The sequence below is a fragment of the Veillonellaceae bacterium genome (assembly GCA_025992895.1).
GTDB lineage: Bacteria > Bacillota > Negativicutes > Veillonellales > Dialisteraceae > Dialister.
This window is the reverse complement of sequence record DAJPGA010000001.1, coordinates 1,947,457-1,969,212: the sequence shown is the minus strand read 5'-3', so window position 1 is coordinate 1,969,212 and position 21,756 is coordinate 1,947,457. Positions and strand designations below refer to the sequence as shown.

18 protein-coding genes, 2 tRNA genes and 1 pseudogene are annotated in these 21,756 nt (G+C 50.4%); 19 read left to right on the top strand and 2 right to left on the bottom strand.

Going from position 1 to position 21,756, the window contains the following annotated elements; genetic code table 11:
* Positions 1-153: 153 nt before the first annotated feature.
* Both OIM03_08650 and OIM03_08645 read left to right on the top strand, forming a co-directional pair.
* Complete coding sequence (locus OIM03_08650) at positions 154-465, top strand: metal-sensing transcriptional repressor (protein ID HJI74326.1); 312 nt, start codon at positions 154-156, stop codon at positions 463-465.
* Between the two features lie 47 nt (positions 466-512).
* Positions 513-3,545 carry a heavy metal translocating P-type ATPase gene (locus OIM03_08645; protein HJI74325.1) on the top strand — a complete coding sequence of 1,011 codons (3,033 nt, stop codon included), beginning with the start codon at positions 513-515 and terminating at the stop codon, positions 3,543-3,545.
* A gap of 98 nt (positions 3,546-3,643) precedes the next feature.
* Here OIM03_08645 and OIM03_08640 read toward each other — a convergent pair.
* Positions 3,644-3,729, bottom strand: a tRNA-Leu gene (locus OIM03_08640).
* A 144-nt stretch (positions 3,730-3,873) separates the two neighbouring features.
* Between OIM03_08640 and OIM03_08635 the strand changes: the two genes are divergently transcribed.
* The 3 genes from OIM03_08635 to OIM03_08625 all read left to right on the top strand — a co-directional run bounded on the left by OIM03_08635 (position 3,874) and on the right by OIM03_08625 (position 5,996).
* Complete coding sequence (locus OIM03_08635) at positions 3,874-4,020, top strand: hypothetical protein (protein HJI74324.1); 147 nt, start codon at positions 3,874-3,876, stop codon at positions 4,018-4,020.
* 51 nt (positions 4,021-4,071) lie between these two features.
* On the top strand, positions 4,072-5,319 hold the full coding sequence (locus tag OIM03_08630; protein HJI74323.1) for a M20 family metallopeptidase: 1,248 nt from the start codon (positions 4,072-4,074) through the stop codon (positions 5,317-5,319).
* Between the two features lie 143 nt (positions 5,320-5,462).
* On the top strand, positions 5,463-5,996 hold the full coding sequence (locus OIM03_08625) for a DUF308 domain-containing protein (GenBank protein ID HJI74322.1): 534 nt from the start codon (positions 5,463-5,465) through the stop codon (positions 5,994-5,996).
* Between the two features lie 226 nt (positions 5,997-6,222).
* On the opposite strand, the pseudogene rpsT reads toward OIM03_08625, so the two are convergent.
* Positions 6,223-6,471 (bottom strand): annotated as a pseudogene (gene rpsT / locus OIM03_08620) (30S ribosomal protein S20).
* A 215-nt stretch (positions 6,472-6,686) separates the two neighbouring features.
* Here rpsT and acpS point away from each other — a divergent pair.
* The 14 genes from acpS (at position 6,687) to aspT (ending at position 21,290) form a co-directional block, all read left to right on the top strand.
* Entirely contained in the window at positions 6,687-7,067 is a 381-nt protein-coding gene (gene acpS, locus OIM03_08615; GenBank protein ID HJI74321.1) for a holo-ACP synthase, read from the top strand.
* The gene (locus tag OIM03_08610) at positions 7,064-8,596 is read left to right on the top strand and encodes an NAD(P)H-hydrate dehydratase (protein ID HJI74320.1); all 1,533 of its coding nucleotides are present in this window, start codon (positions 7,064-7,066) and stop codon (positions 8,594-8,596) included. The genes acpS and OIM03_08610 overlap by 4 nt, the downstream gene beginning before the upstream one ends.
* Positions 8,597-8,625: 29 nt before the next feature.
* Positions 8,626-9,555, top strand: a complete 930-nt coding sequence (locus OIM03_08605; protein ID HJI74319.1) for an MBL fold metallo-hydrolase — start codon at positions 8,626-8,628, stop codon at positions 9,553-9,555.
* A gap of 1 nt (position 9,556) precedes the next feature.
* A complete protein-coding gene (locus OIM03_08600; protein HJI74318.1) occupies positions 9,557-9,778 on the top strand; it encodes a DUF3006 domain-containing protein in 222 nt (73 codons plus the stop codon).
* Positions 9,779-9,956: 178 nt separating this feature from the next.
* Positions 9,957-10,964, top strand: coding sequence for a uroporphyrinogen decarboxylase (locus OIM03_08595; GenBank protein HJI74317.1), 1,008 nt, complete (start codon positions 9,957-9,959; stop codon positions 10,962-10,964).
* Positions 10,965-11,109: 145 nt separating this feature from the next.
* A tRNA-Ser gene (locus OIM03_08590) sits at positions 11,110-11,199 on the top strand.
* A gap of 155 nt (positions 11,200-11,354) precedes the next feature.
* Positions 11,355-12,173 (top strand): hypothetical protein, encoded by an 819-nt coding sequence (locus OIM03_08585; GenBank protein ID HJI74316.1) that lies wholly within the window; start codon positions 11,355-11,357, stop codon positions 12,171-12,173.
* Positions 12,174-12,296: 123 nt separating this feature from the next.
* Complete coding sequence (locus OIM03_08580) at positions 12,297-13,106, top strand: hypothetical protein (GenBank protein ID HJI74315.1); 810 nt, start codon at positions 12,297-12,299, stop codon at positions 13,104-13,106.
* A gap of 39 nt (positions 13,107-13,145) precedes the next feature.
* The gene (locus OIM03_08575) at positions 13,146-13,697 is read left to right on the top strand and encodes a phosphoribosyltransferase family protein (GenBank protein ID HJI74314.1); all 552 of its coding nucleotides are present in this window, start codon (positions 13,146-13,148) and stop codon (positions 13,695-13,697) included.
* A gap of 104 nt (positions 13,698-13,801) precedes the next feature.
* On the top strand, positions 13,802-15,340 hold the full coding sequence (gene guaA, locus OIM03_08570; GenBank protein ID HJI74313.1) for a glutamine-hydrolyzing GMP synthase: 1,539 nt from the start codon (positions 13,802-13,804) through the stop codon (positions 15,338-15,340).
* 282 nt (positions 15,341-15,622) lie between these two features.
* Entirely contained in the window at positions 15,623-17,590 is a 1,968-nt protein-coding gene (locus OIM03_08565) for an EAL domain-containing protein (GenBank protein ID HJI74312.1), read from the top strand.
* 380 nt (positions 17,591-17,970) lie between these two features.
* Entirely contained in the window at positions 17,971-18,642 is a 672-nt protein-coding gene (locus OIM03_08560) for a hypothetical protein (protein ID HJI74311.1), read from the top strand.
* A complete protein-coding gene (locus tag OIM03_08555; GenBank protein HJI74310.1) occupies positions 18,554-19,555 on the top strand; it encodes a bifunctional aspartate transaminase/aspartate 4-decarboxylase in 1,002 nt (333 codons plus the stop codon). Before OIM03_08560 ends, OIM03_08555 begins: the two co-directional genes overlap by 89 nt.
* A 4-nt stretch (positions 19,556-19,559) precedes the next feature.
* Positions 19,560-21,290 (top strand): aspartate-alanine antiporter, encoded by a 1,731-nt coding sequence (gene aspT / locus OIM03_08550; GenBank protein ID HJI74309.1) that lies wholly within the window; start codon positions 19,560-19,562, stop codon positions 21,288-21,290.
* Positions 21,291-21,756 lie beyond the last annotated feature (466 nt).

Genomic DNA, 21,756 nt, shown 5'->3' with positions numbered 1-21,756 from the left:
AATCAAAGAAGGGCTGTAGAAGTGACTGCATTTCCGCGGCTCTTTTTCATTGCGTAATGTTCATATTTCTAAATTTTTCTATTGACGAACACCCCAGGGGGGTGTAGTATATAGCCGTAAGGAGTAAGGATTTCAGAAAGATCGGTGATGCAAATGGCAGAAGATAAAGAAATGGCATGCGAAGGCTGCCGCCATACGGAACGTACGGAAAGAGAAAGAAGCAATCTGATGAAGAGGCTCCGTACGATTGAGGGACAGATCCGCGGCATTGAGAAGATGGTCGAGAATGATGCGTACTGCCCGGATATTGTGATGCAGGTTTCCGCCGTTTCCAATGCATTGAACAGTTTCAACAAGCTTCTTCTCGCGGCCCACATCCGCGGCTGCGTGACCGAAGACATTAAAGAAGGCAAGGATGACAAGGTCGATGAACTTTGCACCATGCTGCAGAAACTGATGAAGTGATTTTGATCTAAATACAGCGGCCTGGCCGCTATGAAGGGGTGATTCAAGTGAGTGAGAAAGAAAATAAATGCCAGTACATGGTGACAGGCATGACCTGTGCAGCCTGCCAGGCTCATGTGGAAAAAGCTGTCAGCAAGGTGCCGGGCGTCGATAAGGTGACGGTCTCCCTTCTGATGAATTCCATGGCTGTTGAAGGATCGGCCAGTGCTGATTCCGTCGTCGCCGCTGTCGAAGCGGCAGGCTATGGGGCAAAACCCATGGATAATGAAGTCAAGAGCGGATCATCACAAGGATCGCTCGCAGCCGAGGAAGAAGCGCTGAAGGACAGGGAGACGCCGAAACTGAAGAAGCGCCTCATCCTCTCGCTCGTATTCCTGGCCGTTCTCATGTACCTTTCCATGGGACACAATATGCTGGGATTTCCTGTTCCGTCCTTCCTCGAAGGAAATTACATCGGGCTTGGAATCACGCAGATGATTCTTGCGCTGATTGTCATGTTCGTGAACCGCGCATTCTTCACGTCCGGTTTCCGTTCCCTCTTCCAGGGAGCGCCGAATATGGATGCGCTTGTCGCTCTTGGCTCAGGCGTTTCCTTCCTGTGGTCGCTCTCCGTCCTCTACAAGATGACGTACTTTGCGATGCAGGGAGGATCGATCGAAATGTTATACCGCGGGCAGCTTTACTTTGAGTCTGCAGCCATGATTCCGGCCCTGATTACCGTCGGAAAGCTTCTGGAATCGCTCTCCAAAGGGCGTACGACCGATGCTTTGAAAGGGCTGATGAAACTCGCACCGAAAACAGCAAATATCGAGCGGGACGGCATGGTCGTGACTGTCGGTATCAGCGAAGTCAAGCCTGGCGACATCTTCGTCGTCAAACCGGGCGAATCCATTCCGGTCGACGGGGAAGTCATGGAAGGCGAGACGGCCGTCGATGCATCTGCCCTGACAGGCGAATCCGTTCCTGTCGACAAGGGAGCGGGCGATACCGTCAGCGCTGCAACAATCAATACGACGGGTTTCATCCGCGTCAAGGCAACGCGTGTCGGTGAAGATACGACATTCTCCCAGATTGTCCACATGGTGAGCGATGCAGCTGCTACGAAAGCGCCGATTGCGCGCATTGCAGATAAAGTATCCGCTGTCTTTGTTCCGGCCGTCATCGGGGTTGCCATCGTCGTATTCCTCATCTGGAAATTCCTTGGTGCTGATACGGCAACCGCTCTTGAATATGCGATCTGCGTACTCGTCATTTCCTGCCCCTGCGCACTGGGCCTGGCAACACCGGTTGCCATCATGGTCGGCAACGGCATGGGCGCGAAGAACGGCATCCTCTTCAAGACGAGCGAGGACCTCGAAAACGCAGGCAAGGTCAAGATCGTTGCCCTGGATAAGACAGGCACGATTACGACCGGCCGTCCTGAAGTGACGGACATCGTTCCGGCAGAAGGCGTCAGCGAGGAAGAACTCCTTATGACTGCTTACTCTCTGGAAGGGAAATCCGAACATCCTCTGGCCCGCGCCATCGTCGAAGAAGGAGAGAAGAGAAATCTTAAAGCGCGTGCTATGGATAACTTCCGCATCGTTTCAGGAAGCGGACTTCTGGCAAGCGATGATGGAGTTTCCGTTCATGGCGGATCCCTTGATTATATTTCCACCTATGTAAGCCTTGGCAGTCTCAAGGAAAAAGCAGAAGCGCTTGCCGATGAAGGAAAGACGCCTCTCTTCTTTGAAAAAGGAAAGAAACTCCTCGGCATGATCGCCGTCGCTGATGCAATCAAGGAAGACTCTGCAAAAGCCATCCGCATGCTCCATGATATGGGTATCGAAACCGTCATGGTGACCGGCGATAATGAAAAGACCGCGAAGACGATTGCCCAAAAGGCAGGCGTTGACCGCGTCATTGCAGGCGTCCTTCCTTCCGGCAAGGAAGAAGTCATCCGCGAGCTGCAGAAACGCGGCAGGGTTGCCATGGTAGGCGACGGCATCAATGATGCGCCGGCCCTGACCCGTGCCGATACAGGCATAGCCATCGGCGCAGGCACGGATGTGGCCATTGATTCTGCCGGTATCGTACTCATCAATTCGCGCCTGACGGATGTGGCGGCAGCTATCCGCCTTTCCAGAAAGACGCTGAAGAATATTTATGAAAACCTGTTCTGGGCATTTGCCTACAACGTTATCCTGATTCCGGTTGCAGCCGGTCTTTACCCAGGCATCCGCATGAGCCCGATGTGGGGCGCGGCTGCCATGTCCCTTTCAAGTTTTACCGTCTGCATGAATGCGCTCCGTCTGAATTTCTTCAAGATGAAGGATGGGGAAGACAGCGGGGAGGCTCCGAAGGAAAATGTTCCTGTAAAGGAAGCCCCTGCTCCGAAGAAAGAAGCACCGAAAACAGAAAGCGCTCCTTCTAAAGACAATCTCAAGAAGGAAGTGCTCCATGTCGAAGGCATGATGTGCGAAAACTGCGAACGTCATGTGAAGGGTGCTCTGGAAGCGCTGCCATTCATTGAAAGCGCAAAAGCCGATCATGCGAAAGGCACGGTAGATATTACCTCTGACGGGGAACCGGACAGGAAAGCGATGGAAGAAGCCATTTCCAAAGCAGGATATACATTGAAAGACGAACCTTCCTATGAAGGAAAGGCGACCGTCCTCGTAGGCGGGATGATGTGCGAAAACTGCGAGAAGCATGTGAAGAAAGCACTCGAATCCCTGCCGTTCATCGAAAGTGCCAGCGCCGATCACACGACCGGGCGTGTGGCCATTACTTACAGCTCACAACCCGTAGAGGAAGAGATGAAAGATGTCATTTCCAAAGCGGATTATGAATATCAGGGAATAGAATTCCCAAAGGAGGAAAACAAGATGAAAGAAACAGTTAAGATTGAAGGCATGATGTGCAATCATTGCGAAGCTACCGTCAAGAAAGCTCTCGAAGCATTAGACGGTGTAGACAGCGCTGAAGTATCCCACGAAAAGGGTACTGCCGTCCTCTCCATGAGCAAGGCAGTCGCAGACGCTGATATCCAGAAAGCCGTCGAAGACAAGGACTACAAATTCATCGGTATCGAAAAATAAGAAAAACAGAAACGGGCTGTGACAAAATGTGCCATCATTTCGTCACAGCCCGTTTTCTTTTGGGCAATAAAAAAGATCCCGCATGGGGATCTTCTCTGTGGTGCCGGAGGCGGGACTTGAACCCGCACGATGTTGCCATCGCCAGATTTTGAGTCTGGTGCGTCTGCCATTCCGCCACTCCGGCATATCAACAAGAATTATTTTAGCATATGACGGGAAGATTCGTCAATGGTCATTGAAAACGATTCATTTTGACCTTTTTATTTTCATCACTTCATCAGCGTGCTATGATAGTATATATTAGCCGAAAAAGAAATGAGATGGTCATATGTTCAGATTACTGCTTCTGGGCCTTCTGGCTCTCTTCAGCCTGTATCGGCTGCATGAAAATTATGATTTTCTGACACTTTGCGCAACGGCCATCGTCGTTGCCGCATTTTCGCTTTCCTGTCTCCATTTATGGAGAAGAAGGTAGGAGGGGCGCTGCCCCATAGAAGAAGGGCCTGGCCCTAAGGAGGGATTTCTTTTGGATGTAAAAACATTAGCATGGCAGGAAAAAGAGACGGTAGTCAGCCTTCGCCGTCATTTCCACGAAAATCCGGAATTATCGCAGAAAGAATTCAAGACGATGGATACCATCGAGGAGTTCCTGCACAAGTATGGCATAGAAACAGTCAGAGTGCCGCATGGCGGTGTATTCGGCTTCCTGGACAGCGGGAAACCCGGCTGGACGATGCTCATGAGAGCAGACATTGATGCGCTTCCCATCAAGGAAGACCCTGTCAATATGGCAAAAGAAAGAGTCTGCATTTCAGGAAATGAAGGCGTCATGCATGCCTGCGGCCATGACGGCCATATGGCCATGCTCCTTACCGAAGCCAAGATCCTTGCCCAGCACAAGGATGAATGGGAAGGGAAGATCGTCTTCATGTTCGAAGAGGCTGAGGAAATGGGGGAAAGAGGCATTGCGCCGCTTCTCCGCTACCTCCGTGACAACAAGATCCATATCGACACCTGCTTCGGCACCCATGTCATGTGGAACCTTCCGGCAGGAAAGGTCGGCATCCTTTACGGAAGTGCCCTGGCCGGTGCTTACTTCTTCCGCGTAAAGCTTCACGGGAAGAGCGGCCACGGATCCCGTCCGGATATGGCACAGAGCCCGATTGAATGCTTCATTTCCATTGCAAGCGAGCTTCGTTCCTACCGTATGCGCGCCGTCGATCCGTCCGACAGCCTGACATACTCCTTCGGCTGTGTGCAGGCAGGCCATGAACCAAATATCATTCCGGATGAATTGATGTTTGCAGGGACGGCCCGCTGCACAAAGAATGACGACGGCCTTGCTTTCCGTGATACCTTCCTCAAAGTAACGAAGGGCATTGCTGAGCTCCACGGCCTGACGGCAGAAATCGTTGAAGACCAGTACTTCCCGGTTACCGTCAATACGAGAGAATGCGTCGACCTTGCCAGGAAATCCGTCACGGAAGCCCTTGGAAGCGATGCGCTTGATCCGGACTGCCCGATGTGGATGGCCACGGAAACCTTCTCCATCACGGAATCGACATACCCGGGCGTCTTCTTCTTCACCGGCATCTATGATCCGGAAGTCGGAAGCGGAAGCCCGCACCACACGCCGAAATTCGACATTGCCGAAGACGGCCTCGTCACCGGCGTTGCCGCCGCCCTTGCCTACGTCACAAGAGCCCTTGCAGAAAAGCCGGAAACACCGTCCTTCCACCCGACAGACCTTGAAAGCATGCTGAAATTAACCTGATCAATAAAAATAAAGCTTCCCGTAATTTATGTATTATTTATGGGAGCTTTATTTTTTTGTTCTTTTCTATGGAAACACTTTCGATAAAGTTCTATAATATAGATAGATAAAGAAATAGTTTCGGAAAGAAGAAGGCGATGATCATGTTAGGTTCAATTGTATTGATACTCGGGAGTCTGCTCTTCATTGGCGCAGGCATATTCTGCATCCTGCAGCCGGAGATCTCGCTTCTGATCGTTGGATGGTATATCGGATTCGTACTCGTTCTGGGCGGCGCGCTTCAGATAATCCGCTTTTTCCAGATTGATCCGGGCTACCGATCCTTCTGGCATCTGCTTATTGCCCTGCTCGACGTAGTATTCGGCATCTGGATGCTTGTCAGCATGGTATTCACGCTGGTTGCATACATGCTTCCTCTTATGTTCGCCATCTACATCCTGCTCCGCGGCATCCTGATGATTGTACTCCGGAAGAAGAAAGAAAGGGAAATGAAGCACTCTTCGCTTTACATGCCTGTGGCCATCATTGAAATCCTGATCGGCGCAGCCCTTATCCTGAGACCGGATGCAGCAGGCATCATCTTCATGTACTGCGTAGCACTGGCACTCATCTGGACCGGCATCTCGACATTCATGATCTGGAGACAGAGCGAAGCAGCTGATGACTCCGAATTATAAAAGCAATTGAAAAGGGACTATGATAAAATGTGCAATCATTTTGTCACAGTCCTTTTTTCGTGGGAAATCAATTTCAGGCAATAAAAAAACCGCAGCGCCATCACTACGGTTTTTCTCCGGAAAAGGATTAAGCCTTTTCTTCCATTGCTTCTTTGTAAGCTTCCTTTGCTTCTTCCTTAGCTTCTTCTTCAGCTAATTTAGCTTTTTCAGCCTGGATTTTAGCAACAGCAGCCTGTACATTCGCGTTCAGACGGGATTTCTTACGAGCTGCGGCATTCTTGTGAATGACGCCTTTCTGAGCAGCGCTATCGATAACGCTTACAGCAGCACGGATAGCTTCGTCCTGGTTTTCCGTAGCAGCAGCAGCGACAGCTTTCTTAACGGAGCTGTGGATTCTGGATTTAATAGCAGAATTTGCAGCCTTCTTTGCAGCGTCCTGTCTCATGCTTTTCATATTGGATTTAATCTGTGGCAATGATTTCACCTCCCGTCTGCATTATTCATACCATGACATTCTATCATATTTCATCAATCAAGGCAAGAAATTTTCTGAAAAATCAAAAGGCACGGTGTTTTGCGGAAAAGACGGGAAAAGTCGGAGCAAACAGGGAAATTTTGTTTGAATCGAAGTATGTCTTTTTGTACAATAGAAATGTAAGAGCCGGAGGTTCCGGTTCGGAAGGAGACCTTATGCTATTCGTCGGAGTAGATCTCGTCAAGATAGAACGCTGGGAACGGATTCTGGAGAAATTTCCTGCCAGGGCAGAGAAAATTTTCACGCCGGATGAAATTGCCCATTGCGAAAAGAAAGGAAAAAAGCGGGCTGAGTCCTATGCGGCTCTCTGGGGAGCCAGGGAGGCAGCCGGCAAAACGCTGGGAATCGGTATCTTCGGATCGGCCTGGCAGGATGCCTATGTCACATGGTCCAAGTGGGGAGCGCCGGAGCTTCATCTGAAGGGCACGTTTGAAAAGCGGGCCAAGGAGCTTGGCGTCACGGAAATGTCGATTTCCATTTCGCATGAAGATCATATGTCCATCGCGGTGGTCGTGATGGCAGGAGGCAAATCATGATTCTGACAAGTACGGCGGAGTCCAGGCTGCTGGACAAGATCGCCATGACAGAGTACGGACTGCCGGAAGCTGTCCTGATGGAAAATGCAGGGCGCGCTGTCGTCAGCCGTATGAGAGAGTTTACGGACTGGGAAGGCGCATTCACTGTCATTGTCTGCGGTACGGGCAATAATGGCGGGGATGGGTTCGTCAGTGCCCGCTATGCAAGAGGTGCCGGCGCCAGGGTCCTTGTCATCCTCATGGGGGATCCGTCCCACATGGGAGAGTCGGCAAAGATGTATCGGAAAACGGCTGAGAAGATGGGGATTCCTGTCATTGAGGTGATGGAAGCAGAGGAAGCGGCTCCCTATCTCTATGATGCGGATATCATTATCGATTCTTTGATCGGAACGGGCCTTGCAAGCAAAGTGAAGGGCGAGAAGGCAGCGCTCATCGATATCATCAATGACACGGATGCGCTTATCGTTTCGACCGACATTCCAAGCGGCCTTGTGACGGATACGGGAAGACCGGCAGGGACGGCTGTCAATGCGGATTTCACCGTCGCTCTTGGATCCGTGAAGCGCGGTCATGTCCTTTATCCGGGAAGCGAGCATACGGGCCGGCTTCTCTTCTCGCCGATCGGCATTCCTGAGGAAGCGTCCGAGGATTTCCCTGTCCGTCTTCTTTTCAGGGAAGATATCGCACCTCTCCTTCCTGTGAGGAATCAGATTTCCCATAAAGGAAAGAACGGATTCCTTGGCATTTTTGCAGGATCATCCGGTATGGAAGGCGCAGCACTCCTTGCAGGGCAGGGAGCTCTCTATGCAGGGGCGGGCAAGACAGCCATCATCACGACAGGCGATGCTGCGCCCATCATGGCAGGGAAGTTCCCTGAAATCATGGTTTCTTCCATCGGAAACGGTCCGCATTTCACGGAAGACATGGCAGAAGCAGCCCTTGAGAAGGCCAAAGCGTATGACGTCATCGCTATCGGGCCCGGCATCGGCAGGGATGAGGAAACGGTGAAGTTCGTGAAGAAAATGATCGAAAACTTCGAGAAGACGATCATCCTTGATGCGGACGGGCTCTACGTAGCCGCCGAGGCGCAGATTGATTTCAAGTCCTGCCCGGGCCGGTTAATCCTGACACCGCATGTGGGAGAGTTTGCAAGGCTGACAGGCCTTTCTGCTTCCGAAATCGAGGAGAAGAGGATTGATGCCGCATCCGATTTCTCGAAGAAGAACCGCCTCGTCCTTGTCCTTAAGGGTGCGCCTACGGTCATCGGCCTTCCTGACGGCCGATCCTACGTCAATACGACGGGAAATCCCGGCATGGCGACAGGCGGCATGGGAGATACGCTGACAGGCGTCATCGGTGCGATGGCAGCGCAGGGTATGAGCCCGTCTTCCTCAGCGGCGGTCGGCGTCTACCTGCACGGCCTTGCCGGAGATCTGGCGGCAGAAACGACACCGATAGGCTACCGCGTGACCGATCTGGCGCGCCTCCTTCCAAAGGCAAGAGCGCAGATCACTGAAATGGATGAATAGTAGTTGGGGGTTAAAGACTGGGGGATTTTATGCATTTATTTAAAAAGTTAGCAAAAGCATTCATGATCATCCTTCTGGCAGCTGTCACAGGCTTTGCACTGGCAGGCTGTGGGGGAGGCGGCGCATCATCAAGCGCGGCGAAAGCGCCGGCAGCAGGCGCGGCAAAGACGCCGGCCAAACCGGGAGACAAGCTCATTATCCGTATGCTCGATATCGGGCAGGGCGATGCTTTCCTTCTTGAGAAGGACGGCAAGTTTGCCATGATCGATACAGGCGATGTCGAACACAGAGAGGCGCTCGTGAAGTACCTTCACGAATACGGTGTCAAGGAATTATCCAATGTCATCATCACGCATCCGCATGCCGATCATATGGGCGGCATGAAGGCTGTCTTCGACAATATCAAAGTTGATAACATTTATGATGACGGCGTTCCGACAAATACGAATACGTACAAGACCTACCTGAAGAATATCAAGGCAAAGAACATCCCGTTCCATATTCCGAAGGCCGGCGAAACGATTGCTCTCTTTGACGGCGTCGATTTCCACGTGGCAGGACCGGTCAGTGAAATCACGGATCAGAAGGGCCGTCCGGATCTCAATAACAATTCCATTGTAGGAAAGCTGACATACGGAGACTTCTCCATGCTCTTTACCGGGGATGCAGAAAAGGAAGAAGAGTCTGCCATCCTTAAGAGCGGCTTTGGCCTGAAGAGTGATGTCCTCAAGGTCGGCCATCACGGCAGCCGCACAGGCACGACGCCTTCCTTCCTGAAAGCAGTCGCTCCTAAGGAAGCATTTATTTCCTGCGGACAGGGCAATGATTACGGCCATCCGCACAAGGAAACCATGACGAAGCTTGAAAAAGCAGGCATCCACATTTTCCGCACGGACCGCGACGGCACTGTCACACTCACAACGGATGGAAGCACGTACCAGATTGCAAAGGAGCATTAATATGAAAAAGGAAGCCATTGTAGACCGCATTGAAGGGAAAGTCGCCGTTCTTCTGACAGACGATGAAGAGGAAATCCATATTCCTGCTGCCTGGTTCGACGATATGCATGAAGGCATGGCCATCGACATGGAATTCACCGAAAATCCTGAAAGGGAAAAAGAATCCATGGAATCCGCCGAAGACCTTCTGGCAGATATCAAGAAAATGAACGGAATTGAATAATGATAAGGGACTGCAGAGGTGAGCCATCATTTCTGCAGTCCCTTTTTATGGAAATCTTCCCGATGCCATATTTCATTTGCGGCAGGACGAGACGCGGCGTAATATAGAGGGAAGCCGAAATACGGCAGGGATGGAAGCAGCCGGGAGGGATGCTTCCTGTTTTTGAAAGGAGTTTCATATGGCACAGACTAAGAGAGAACTCGTAAAGGCAGCTCTTGACTGCAGACCGGCAGACCGCGTGCCGGTAGGTTTCTGGCATCATTTCCTGGCAGATCAGAGACACGCAGACGCACTGGCCGATCCTTCAGCATGGAATGACAATCTGGCGGGCCATGAATCGTTTTACCAGTCATGGCATCCGGATTTCATGAAAGTCATGACGGATGGATTCTTCCTCTATCCGCACCAGCAGCTTCATGATCTGAAATCGATCAGGGATGCTGCCGGCATCAGGCCGCTTGGCAGGGATTCGGAATGGGTCCAGAAGCAGGTAGAGCTCTGCGGCATCCTGACAGAGCGGTACGGGAAAGATGTCATGGTTTTCTACAATCTTTTCGCGCCCACAAGATGCATTGAATTCCAGCAGACAGGAAGCGATGCGAAGACAGTCATCACCCGTTTCATGAAGGAAGATCCGGAAGCTCTGAAGGAAGTCATGGCCGTACTGACGGAAGATATCGCGACACTGGCCCGCGCTGTCATCACAGAAGGCCATGCAGACGGCATCTACCTTTCCGTACAGAATATCCCGCATCCGGACATGACGAATGAAAAGTACCGCGAGTTCATCACGCCTTCGGAAAAGGCAGTCCTCGAAGCGGCCAATGAATCATCTGATTACAACCTTCTTCATATCTGCGGCTACATGGGATGCCACAATGATCTGACATGGTATAAGGACTATCCGTTCAAGGCCGTCAACTGGGCTGTCGCTTTTGAAGGCGTGCCGCTTGAAAAGGGAGAGGAAATCTTTGATCACCGCTGCGTGATCGGAGGCTTCGATAACAATCCTGAAGGCGTCCTTTACAGCGGAAGCCAGGAAGAGGTCAAAGCAGAAACGAAGAAAATCCTGGACAAGGCAGGAACGAAGGGCGTCATCTTAGGCGCAGACTGCACCGTCCCCAAGGATATCGACCCTGTCCGCTTTGAATGGGTCAGGGAAGCTGCTGAAAAGTACTCGAAGTAAGGGCTCTTTCCGCTTATAGCAGTGCGTTCTCCTTAGCAGAATGAAGAACAAAAATGATGGAATAGTATCTGTCTTATAAGAACCGGTTAATTTTCACTTGACAATATCGCCTCATATAGTGTAAAGTATTTAAAGTCAGTTATATGGAGCGATACTCAAGTGGCTGAAGAGGACGGTTTGCTAAATCGTTAGACCGGTTTCCGGTGCGGGAGTTCGAATCTCCCTCGCTCCGCCACAATGAAACGTCAACTCAGGTTGGCGTTTTTTATTGCCCTGAATTGTAAAAAGTATATAACGATATGATTCGAACTGTATGATTCCTTAGAAATATGTTATAATTTATAGAAGTGAAACGATACCAGATCATCATATTTCGAAGGGGGCCAAGTTATGTCTATTTCATTTATTCTGCGCATGATTTCCTCCGCCGTCAGCGGAAATTCTTCTTCGGCAAAACCAGAGAGCATCAATGGCGAAGTCGAAAGAGCCAGACGCAGAGCTACGAAAAGAATCAACAGAGCTAAGGTGCGCGCTCAGGATGAACTCGGGGAACTCGACCGCGTCAGGATCACACTGATGTCCGGCGATATGAAGAAATTCACGAACCTGTTCTCCCAGCTCGAGAATGTAGATTTCCATGACTGCGAAAATCTGACCGGACTTGATCATTTCAATAAGGAAAGAAAGAACTGGAAGGAACTGGAAAACCTGTCTGCCAAAGCCATGACGGTCGTTACTCTGACCGGCGCTATGGACGCTGTAGGCTTCGGCGCAGGCGTCCTTGATACCTTCGCCATTGTTCCGCAGATCAAAGGCCTTGACATTGCAGCTGCTGAAAAGCATGATACGGCAGCCCTTCGTGAAATGGGCATCCGTCTGCAGGCATTCCAGCAGGAAGTAAAGAGACTCTGCACCCGCATGCAGGATATCCGCCGTGAAGCCCGTCAGGCAGAAGATGCGCTTCTTGACCTCTCCGATTACTTTGAAGACGGCATCGAAGATATCCGCCGCATCCAGTCTTCTTCCGGCAATGACTGGAAGAAGTACACACCTGCTCAGAAGATCCTGATCGGCCGTACTGCACAGATTGCCCGCCTGATTCGCGCTCTCTCGGAAGTCCGCTTCCTGACAGACGACGCAGACCTTTGTCCGGAAATCCGCGAGGCTCTGGAAGCATCCGAAGAACTCCTTGATGAACTCGGCGCTTAGTCAGCAATAGGAAAGCAGCGGCAGGACCGCTGCTTTTTCCATGCCGTAAAAGGTACTATTTCTTGCCCGTTTATAGTACAATAGCAGAGGTGAAACGGATATCTCTGCCAGAGGAGGATACCTATGAGAAAATTCAGGACTTGCCTGATGACGCTGGGCTTCTGCCTGGCCGTGTGCAGTTTTTCCGAGGCAGCTGCGAGCGACCCTTACTACCTGAACGGGGATAAGAACTATCCCATGATCCAGAATACAGGCGGCATTTATAATGACGGCACCACGGGACTTTTCCTGGATCTGTCCACCGTGACGATCGAGGATGTCTTCGAGGACGGCCTGGCAGCCAGGGTAAAGCTCATGAATCTTGTCTCCGATAAGGAAACAGGGGAGGCATGGGTTCATGTCCGTTTTGATGTAGATGGCAGGGTATGGGCACAGAGAACGGATGGAAAATGGAGCGAAGTTTCCAAAAACTCCGATGATCCTGCTGCGCTTGCCGTCATGTTTGTCCGTGAAGAAATGGGCGACGATGCGAGAAGGAGCGCCCTTACATCACAGATTTCTAAAATCATGGCATCCAAGAAGGACGCGCTGGGAAAAACAGCGCCTTCTGATGATGCAAAGCTTCCTGCCGCTGATGGCGGCGTCAAGCGAAAGGGAGAAGTCGTAAAATCATCTTCCACTGACGTTTCCAAAAAGAATACGCCTGTTGGTGAAGATTCCGCTAAGGAGCCTTCAAAGGATGAACCTTCAAAGAAGGAAGGCAGTGATGGAAAGAACGAAAAGCCTTCGGCAAATCCAGATGCAGCAAAGAAACAAGACGATATTTCCGACGTCAAGGTGACCATCACTGAGGCGCCGAAAGTCGAAATCGTCAAGACACCGCCTGTACAGGTGGACATCACACCCGCTCCCGCCTCCCCCAATGGGAATTAAGGAGAGGGCGAACGATAATCGATAAGAAAGAGGAGTATCATGGCAAAGAACTACTATGAATTACATGTGGCAGGCTGCACAAGACAGCTTCCAATCCTTCCAGTCAGCGACACATTGTCGATTGCAGGCTTCGTTATCCTTGGGGATACGGAGATCGTTACCAAGGCATCCGAAGAACTCGCTGCCAGGGTTCCGAAAGACACGGATATCATAATAACCGCTGAAACGAAGGGCATTCCCCTTGCAGCTGAACTGGCGCGCGTCCTTGGAATGAAGCGCTACATCGTTGCAAGAAAGTCTGTCAAAGCATACATGCAGAACCCGATCTGGGTGGAAGATGAATCCATCACGACGAAGGGCAAACAGCGCCTTTACCTCATGGACACGGATGTGGAAATGCTCCACGGCAAAAACGTCCTCCTTCTTGATGATGTCATCAGCACAGGCGGATCCATGAAAGCCATGAAGGCCCTTGCTGAAAAAGCAGGCGCACATGTCATTGGCGAAGCTGCCATCCTTGCAGAAGGAAATGCAGCAAAGAGAGACGACATCATTTTCCTTGAAAAACTCCCTCTTTTTGAACACGAATAATTCTTTTAACATCCGGGAAGCGGTGAATCTGCTTCCCGGATGTGATATAATAAGCAATACGAATTGTATCTTTTGACTGATTAGGTTCCCATAGGAGGAAACAGATGAAGCATCAGGAAATAGTCATCATTGTTGACTTCGGCGGACAGTATGCCCAGCTCATTGCGCGCCGTGTGCGCGAATGCGGCGTATACTGCGAAATCCTGCCGTACAACAAGCCAGCCAGTGAGATTCTGGTCCCCAACCTGAAGGGGATTATTTTCTCCGGCGGCCCGTCCAGCGTCAATGCGGAAAATGCACCGCAGATTGATCCGGACGTTTTCAAGGCAGGCGTGCCGATTTTAGGCATCTGCTACGGCATGCAGCTCATGGCAAAGACCCTGGGCGGCGAAGTCGTAAAGCCAAAAGCGCATGAATACGGCCATACTGAATTCTTCCGTGACGGCAGCTCCGCACTCTTTGAAGGCGTTTCTGAAAAGACAGCCGTATGGATGAGCCACGGCGACTCCGTTACAGACATGCCTGCAGGCTTTGGCCTGACCGGTCATACAGCCCTGACACCGACTGCAGCTATGGCAGATGAAGCAAGACGCTTCTTCGGCGTACAGTTCCACCCGGAAGTCGTTCATACTCCGGAAGGCACCACCATGCTGAAGAACTTCCTCTTCAAGATCTGCGAATGCGAAGGCGGATGGTCCATGGGCAACTACATCAATATTGCTGTAGAAAGCATCCGTGAAAAAGTAGGAAATCACAACGTCATCTGCGCACTGTCCGGCGGCGTTGATTCCTCCGTTGCCGCTGTCCTTGTCCACAAGGCTATCGGTGATCAGCTGACCTGCGTTTTCGTCGATCACGGTTTCCTCCGTCTTGGCGAAGCGGAACAGGTCGTCGACACCTTCACAAACAAATTCAACATGAAACTCGTCCATATCGATGCATCCAAGCATTTCATGGACCTTCTTGCAGGCGTAACCGAACCTGAAAAGAAGAGAAAGACGATTGGCGCTGAATTCATTCATACCTTCCAGGAAGAAGCCAATAAGCTTGAAGACGTGAAATTCCTCGTCCAGGGCACACTCTATCCTGACGTCGTGGAATCCGGCACAGCCACCGCTGCTACCATCAAATCCCACCACAACGTAGGCGGCCTTCCGAAGGACATGAAGTTCGAACTCATCGAACCGCTGCGTGAACTCTTCAAGGATGAAGTCCGCCAGCTCGGCCGCGAACTCGGACTTCCAGAAGAAGTCATCAACCGCCAGCCGTTCCCAGGTCCTGGTCTTGCTATCCGCATCATCGGCGAAATCACCCCGGAAAGACTTGATATCCTCCGCAGAGCTGATTTCATCGTCAGAGACGTCATCAAACAGCATGGCCTCTACAATGATATCTGGCAGTCCTTCGCCGTACTGCCGGCAGCTATCCGCTCCGTAGGCGTACAGGGCGACGAAAGAACCTATGACTACACCGTAGGCATCCGCGCTGTAACAAGTTCTGATGGCATGACTGCTGATTACTTCCGTTTCCCGTGGGAAGTCCTCGACGAAATGTCCAGAAGAATCTGCAACGAAGTGGCAGGGGTCAACCGCGTCGTTTACGACGTCACCTCCAAGCCGCCGAGCACCATCGAATGGGAATAATATAATACGTATTAAGAAGACTGCAGCAAAATGCGAAATCATTCTGCCGCAGTCTTTTTGTGTGGGAATTTTTCATTTGGAAATATTTCCGCTATATAAATATATAATGGGTAAAGCTTATCACATGAAAGCAAACAATTATAATAATCATGGATAAGTACAGGGGAAAGTAGTAAAATTAATTATAGAAACTAGCATATATTTAGAAGTACGGGCATCCCGCTTTAAATCTCAACGATGGATCCGCATGATTCTTCGTATTTATATAAAGGGGACTTCATTATGATCGATTTCCTTCGTGGCAGCTACGATATGGACTTCTACCTGGCTGCGATTCCGATTCAGGCCCTGTTCATCATATTTTATATGCAGAGGAGAAGCCTCCCCCTGAAGGATACGCGCTACTTCCTCTACCTGATGTGGGCGAACCTGGCGGCCCTTACGACAGACCTTGTTGCAGCATGGTCATGCGAAGCATTTCGGACACTCCCGATTGCTTTTGTCTATTTGTCAAACATGATATTCTTCATCGCATTCCTGCTTTGCGGATACTTCCTTTTTATGTACGCCGCCTACACGATGCATGTGATGGAGCATATAGGGAAGGCGCTTACAGGCGTGCTGATGTTTCCTGCCGCATTCATGATAGCCATCTGCCTTTTCACGCCTTTCACGGGACTTCTCTTTACGATTGATCCAATCCTTGGATATCTGGACGGACCTCTTTACAATGGGATTTACTACTGCGTGGGGTTCTATATCCTTGCTTCCCTCATCGCTGCCTGGGTATTCCGCGAACCTGAGAATGAAGCACAGGTGAAAGGGCTCTGGGTCTGCGCTCTCATCATGCTCCTTGGCATGTACGTCCGCACGCAGGTGCGTCATACGCTCGTTCTTTCTTACTTCATCACGATCGGCATCTTCATCATTTATCTGACCGTAAGAAATCCGGATCTTCTCCGCGATCATCAGACAAAGCTTCTGAACCTCGAAGCATTCCGCATGGTCATGAAGGAACTCCTGAAGAAGACGTATACAGGATTTGGTATTGCCATCAAGGATTATGATGAAAACCGCATGGCTTACGGCGGCGATTTCGTCGACAGTTTCCTTGGGAAATTCGGCCATTTCCTGCGTCATCAATTCCCGGATGAATACTGCTTCTACATGGGAAGCGGCCGTTTCTTCGTCATTTCCACATCTGTCATGGATATCCGTGCAGCGGTAGAGAAGGTGCATGAAAGATTCAGGGATGCGTGGAGAGAGGACGGAAAGACTGCTTACTTTGACGTGGAATGCTGCATGCTCGACAATAAGCTGAAATTCAATACGGTCAATGAACTGAAACAGGTCATCGGCATTGCCTTTGAGGTTGCTAATACTCCTGGGCAGGATGATGTCATGATTGATGAAGCATACCAGCACCGTGTCCAGAGGCAGTTCCATGTACGTGCCATCCTTGAAAAAGCGCTCCGGAAAGATTCTCTCGAAGTCTATCTGCAGCCGATTGTCGAATGCGGCACAAGACGCCTGGCAGGTGCTGAAGCGCTCGTACGTATGAAGGATGATGATGGTTCAATCATAGGGCCGAATGAATTCGTCGATATGGCATCGGCCATCGGCGGAGGCAACCTTTTGGGCAAGCAGGTCTTGCGGAAGACATGCGCTTTCATCAGGGACGGAGGCATGAAGAAATGCCGCATGGACTGGATCCATGTGAATTTGTCGCCTGTCCAGTGCCTGAGCCGTACGCTTGCCGAGCATTTGAATGACATTCTCCGGGCTTACCATGTGCCGGTATCCCAGATCCGCCTGGAGCTGACGGAAAAGGGCGCGGTCAATTCCGTGGGCTTAAGCCAGATCGAAGCTTTGCGGCGCCTGGGGTATGACCTCGTCCTTGATGACTTCGGTGCCGGCTATTCCAATGCAGGACGCATGAAGGATATTCCTTTCGAAGGCATCAAGATCGACCTGTCGCTCGTCTGGAAACACTTCGATCAGCCGGACGGCTATCTCCCAAGCTTGATCGAGACGCTCCACGACCTTGGATTCAAAGTCACGGCAGAAGGTGTAGAGACAGAAGCCATGGTCAAGGGCCTTGAAGAAATGGGCTGCGACTACATGCAGGGATTCTACTTCTCCAAGCCGATCCCGATGGATGAATTCCTGGATAAGTACGGAACCGATCCGACCGACTTCAGCGCAGAAGTGCCAAAGGAAAAAATGGAAGAATCATCGAAAGAAGCATAATATGGTATTGCAGCCAGGCTGTGAGGGCAATTGCTCTCACAGCTTTTTTGCGTCCATTTTATGTACGAATCATGTACAGTTAGCATGAATTATGCTGAAATTTATTTCTAAAAGGCAAAACGGAGAGGGAATGCTTTTCCATCAAAAATCATTATTTCGTTTCCCAAAACAGCAATCATATGTTTTGTTATAAATCAAACGATGCTATCAATAAGTTGTATACTATCTAAACCTCGTTTCTATCAAAGATTTAAATATTTAATAGTATAATTAGAATAGATAGAAGGATGAGTCTTGCGGATAGAGGGAGTCCGCCCATCCTTCCTTGTCTCGGGTAATGCACGGGGATAGACACTGCATTTTTTAAAGGAGGCATGCATATGATTACGAAAGCATACGAACGGAAAATGGAGACGCTGGGAGCCTTTGAAGTCAGCAGCAAGATGCTGGCTATGGCCGAGGTGAACGAAAAGCACAAGACATTCCTGAATGCAGGACGCGGCAATCCGAACTGGATCAATTCGATCAGCCGCCTGGCTTTTGCCAAACTGATGGAATTTGGTGTGGAAGAGTCGAAGCGTACGATGGACAAGGGCACTCTGGCAGGATGGATCGATGGGGAAGGCATCGAAGGGCGGTTTGACGCCTATTTCAAGGAACCTGGAGAAGTGAATGATTTCATCCGCGCAGCGATGGATTATGCGGAAAAAGAGCTCCATCTCAACAGGAAGGAAGTCATCCTGGAATTTGAGAATGCGATTGTAGGCAACAATTATCCAGTGCCGAGCCGCTCGCTCGTGAACATGGAAAAGATCGTCAATGCATACTTGGAAAAGACGCTGTATCCGGGAACCGGCCTTGCCCAGCATACCAGGCTCTTCATGGTGGAAGGCGGCACGGCTGCGATCGTTTACATTTTCGATTCCCTGAAGCACAACGGGCTTTTGAAGGAAGGCGACCATATTGCAATCAATATGGTCGCCTTACATCCAGATTCCGCGCCTGACCAATTTCCAGATGACGGAAATCAATGTAGCATCAAGCGAGGATAATGACTGGGAGATTCCGGAAGAGGAAATGAACAAGCTGCTCGATCCGTCGGTCAAAGCATTCTTCCTCGTCAATCCGTCGAACCCGGGCTCTCATGCATTCGGCAAGGAGTCTCTGGCACGTTTCAAGAAGATCATGGACCAGAGAAAGGACCTGATCGTCATCACCGATGATGTTTACGGATCCTTCGTAGAGGGCTTTGAATCCGTCTACGGTGTGGCTCCTTACAATACGGTCCTTGTTTATTCCTTCTCGAAACTTTTCGGCGCAACGGGCTGGCGCCTTGGTGTCATTGCCGTTCATGACGACAATGTATTCAATGCGCTCCTGGCAAAGCTTCCGGAAGAAGAGAAAAAAGTGCTTGATTCCGACTACTCCATTGTCACGATGGAACCGAGGAAGATGCTGATGATCGACCGTTTCTGTGCAGACAGCCGCTCCATCGGCCTCTATCATACAAGCGGTCTAAGCACGCCGCAGCAGGCTCTCATGGGCCTCTTCTCCCTGACGCACCTCATGGCAGACGGCGAGGATCCGTACTTCAAGACAGCTGACGAAATCGTATCGGCCAGATACCATACGCTCTACAGCACACTTGGCATCAAGGAAGATGACAGCGTGACGAATGCGAAGTACTACACCATCCTTGACGTCTACAAGATTGCTGAACAGAAGTATGACAAGGATTTCAGGAAATACCTGGAAAAGAATTATGAACAGATCGATTTCCTGCTCCGTATGTCGGATGAAGAAGGCGTCGTCCTCGTAGAAGGTCTCGGCTTTGATGCGCCGTCCGGAACGCTTCGCGTATCGCAGGCCAATCTGCCGGATGAAGCATACAAGAAGATTGCAAACCGCATTCTGGATCTCCTGAAGGAATACCATGACGACTATCTGAAACAGAAAGGAGAATGATACTATGTCGCTTGCTCTGTTATCACAGGAAGCGCTCGAGTTCACGCACAGCTTCGCGGCTGTGGGGCTGACCGACATCGGCCGGTACATTCTCGACAATGCCGCCCTTGCCATTTTCCTTTGCCTGGCCATCGGCTACTGGCTGGGAAAACTTAAATTCGGCTCCTTCACTGTCGGCGCTACGGTCGGCACCCTTCTGACCGGACTTTTCGTCAGCTTCTGCGTGGCACCAATCGGCAAGTTCGATATATCCGGTCTTGTGAAGACGATTTTCTTCTCACTCTTCATCTTTGCCATCGGTTATGAAGTCGGGCCTGCTTTCTTCAACAGTTTGAAAAAATCGGGGCTGAAGATCGTCATCTTCTCCGTATTCTTTGCCGCTGTCGGCCTTCTGACGGCATATGGCCTCTTCAAGGCTTTCCATGTCGAAGTCGGCGAAGCAGCAGGCATCGTTTCCGGCGCCCTCACGCAGTCGGCAGTCCTCGGTACGGCGGACTCCTCGCTGAAGGAAGTCTTATCCGGCGCGGCCCTGACGCAGGCGCAGAGCAACATGGCTGTCGCTTATGCGCTGACATACGTCTTCGGTACGATCGGCGTCATCATCTTTATCAGAAACATTGCTCCGATGCTTTGCGGCGTCAATCTGAAGGAAGCCACTAAGAAGAAAATCGAAGCTATCAATTACAAAGAAGGCGGTCCTGGCAGCGATATCGTGAGCCTTATCAAAGCACGCGCCTTTGCTGTCGATGCCAATGCTTCCTTTGACGGAAAGACGGTCAGCCAGATCGAAACAGAGCAGAAGGATCTTCTGACCGTTGAAAAGCTCATCCGCGCAGGGAAGGAAATCCCGGTCACGGGCGATACCGTTCTTCAGACAGGGGATCACGTGACATTCATGGGATCTCTGGAAGCCATGCTTGCCATCGAGAAATCCGGTGCGACGGAAATTATTGATGCAGACAGCCTTTCCCTTCCGCTTGTGAAGAAGATGGTATTCCTGACAAAGGGATTCAATGAGAGCATCATCCATCAGCTGCCGGTCCTCGGTATTTATCTTGAGTCTGCAGCAAGAAACGGCGTTGCCCTTTCCGCTGCCGATACATTCAAGGTGGGGGATGAGCTCGTCCTGGCAGGCCCTCCCAAGATGGTCGACAAGGTTCAGAAACAGCTGGGCTACGTCAAGGATACAGGCACCAGCACGGATGTCAGCTTCATGTCCCTTGGCATCGTCATCGGTCTTCTGATCGGTGCTGTCACGATTACGCTCGGCCATGTGCCGATTACCCTGGGTTCTGGCGGCGGCGCCCTCTTTGCCGGCCTGTTCTTCGGCTGGTACCAGAGCAAGCACCAGAACATGGGCCTCATTCCTTCTGCTGTACGCTGGTTCCTCAAGAGTGTCGGCTTGAACCTATTCATTGCCATCGTCGGACTTTCCGCCGGTTCGGACTTCCTGGCTGCCCTTAAGACAATGGGCGTGCAGGTATTCATCATCGGCGCTGTCCTTTCCATCGTTCCTCATCTCATCAGCGTGTTCTTCGGCCGCTTCGTCCTTCATATGGATCCGGTTGATATCTTCGGCGCACTGACTGGAGCAGGAACCATTACTGCCGGACTGAACGGCCTTGTTGAAGAGACGAACTCCAGTGTCTTTGCATTGAGCTATACACCTTCCTATGCCGTTGGCAATATCCTCCTGACTGTCATGGGTCCGCTGATTGTAGCACTCCTGACTTGACGAAAAATCAAAGGATGTAATCGTACTTGATACAAAGAAAAACCGCTGTCCTTTCTAAGGGGAACAGCGGTTTTTCTTTCTTATTGTAATCACGTGTTTACATTTGTAATATCGTACAAAATATTATCGATATAGTTAGGAAGGCCAATTGAGAAAATAAAAGGCAGATAAATAGGAATACAGAGAAAGTTCAATAATACGATTGAGAATAAAGTGCGCCTAAATCAGAGAAAACAGATAAAAATTCATCGATATTTTCTGAAAAAATTTACATAGTCAACTTCTATAACTATCGAAACATATTGAGAATAACAGATATAACTTTAACATAAGTGATATAGAAATTTTAGATATTAGTTATCATATTTTATTATTATTTTTGTATTTTTAGCGTATAATTTGAGATGAAAGGGGACTTCACGCATGTTCCTGCCATGGGATTTTTGACGGGAGAAGGTGAGAAAGA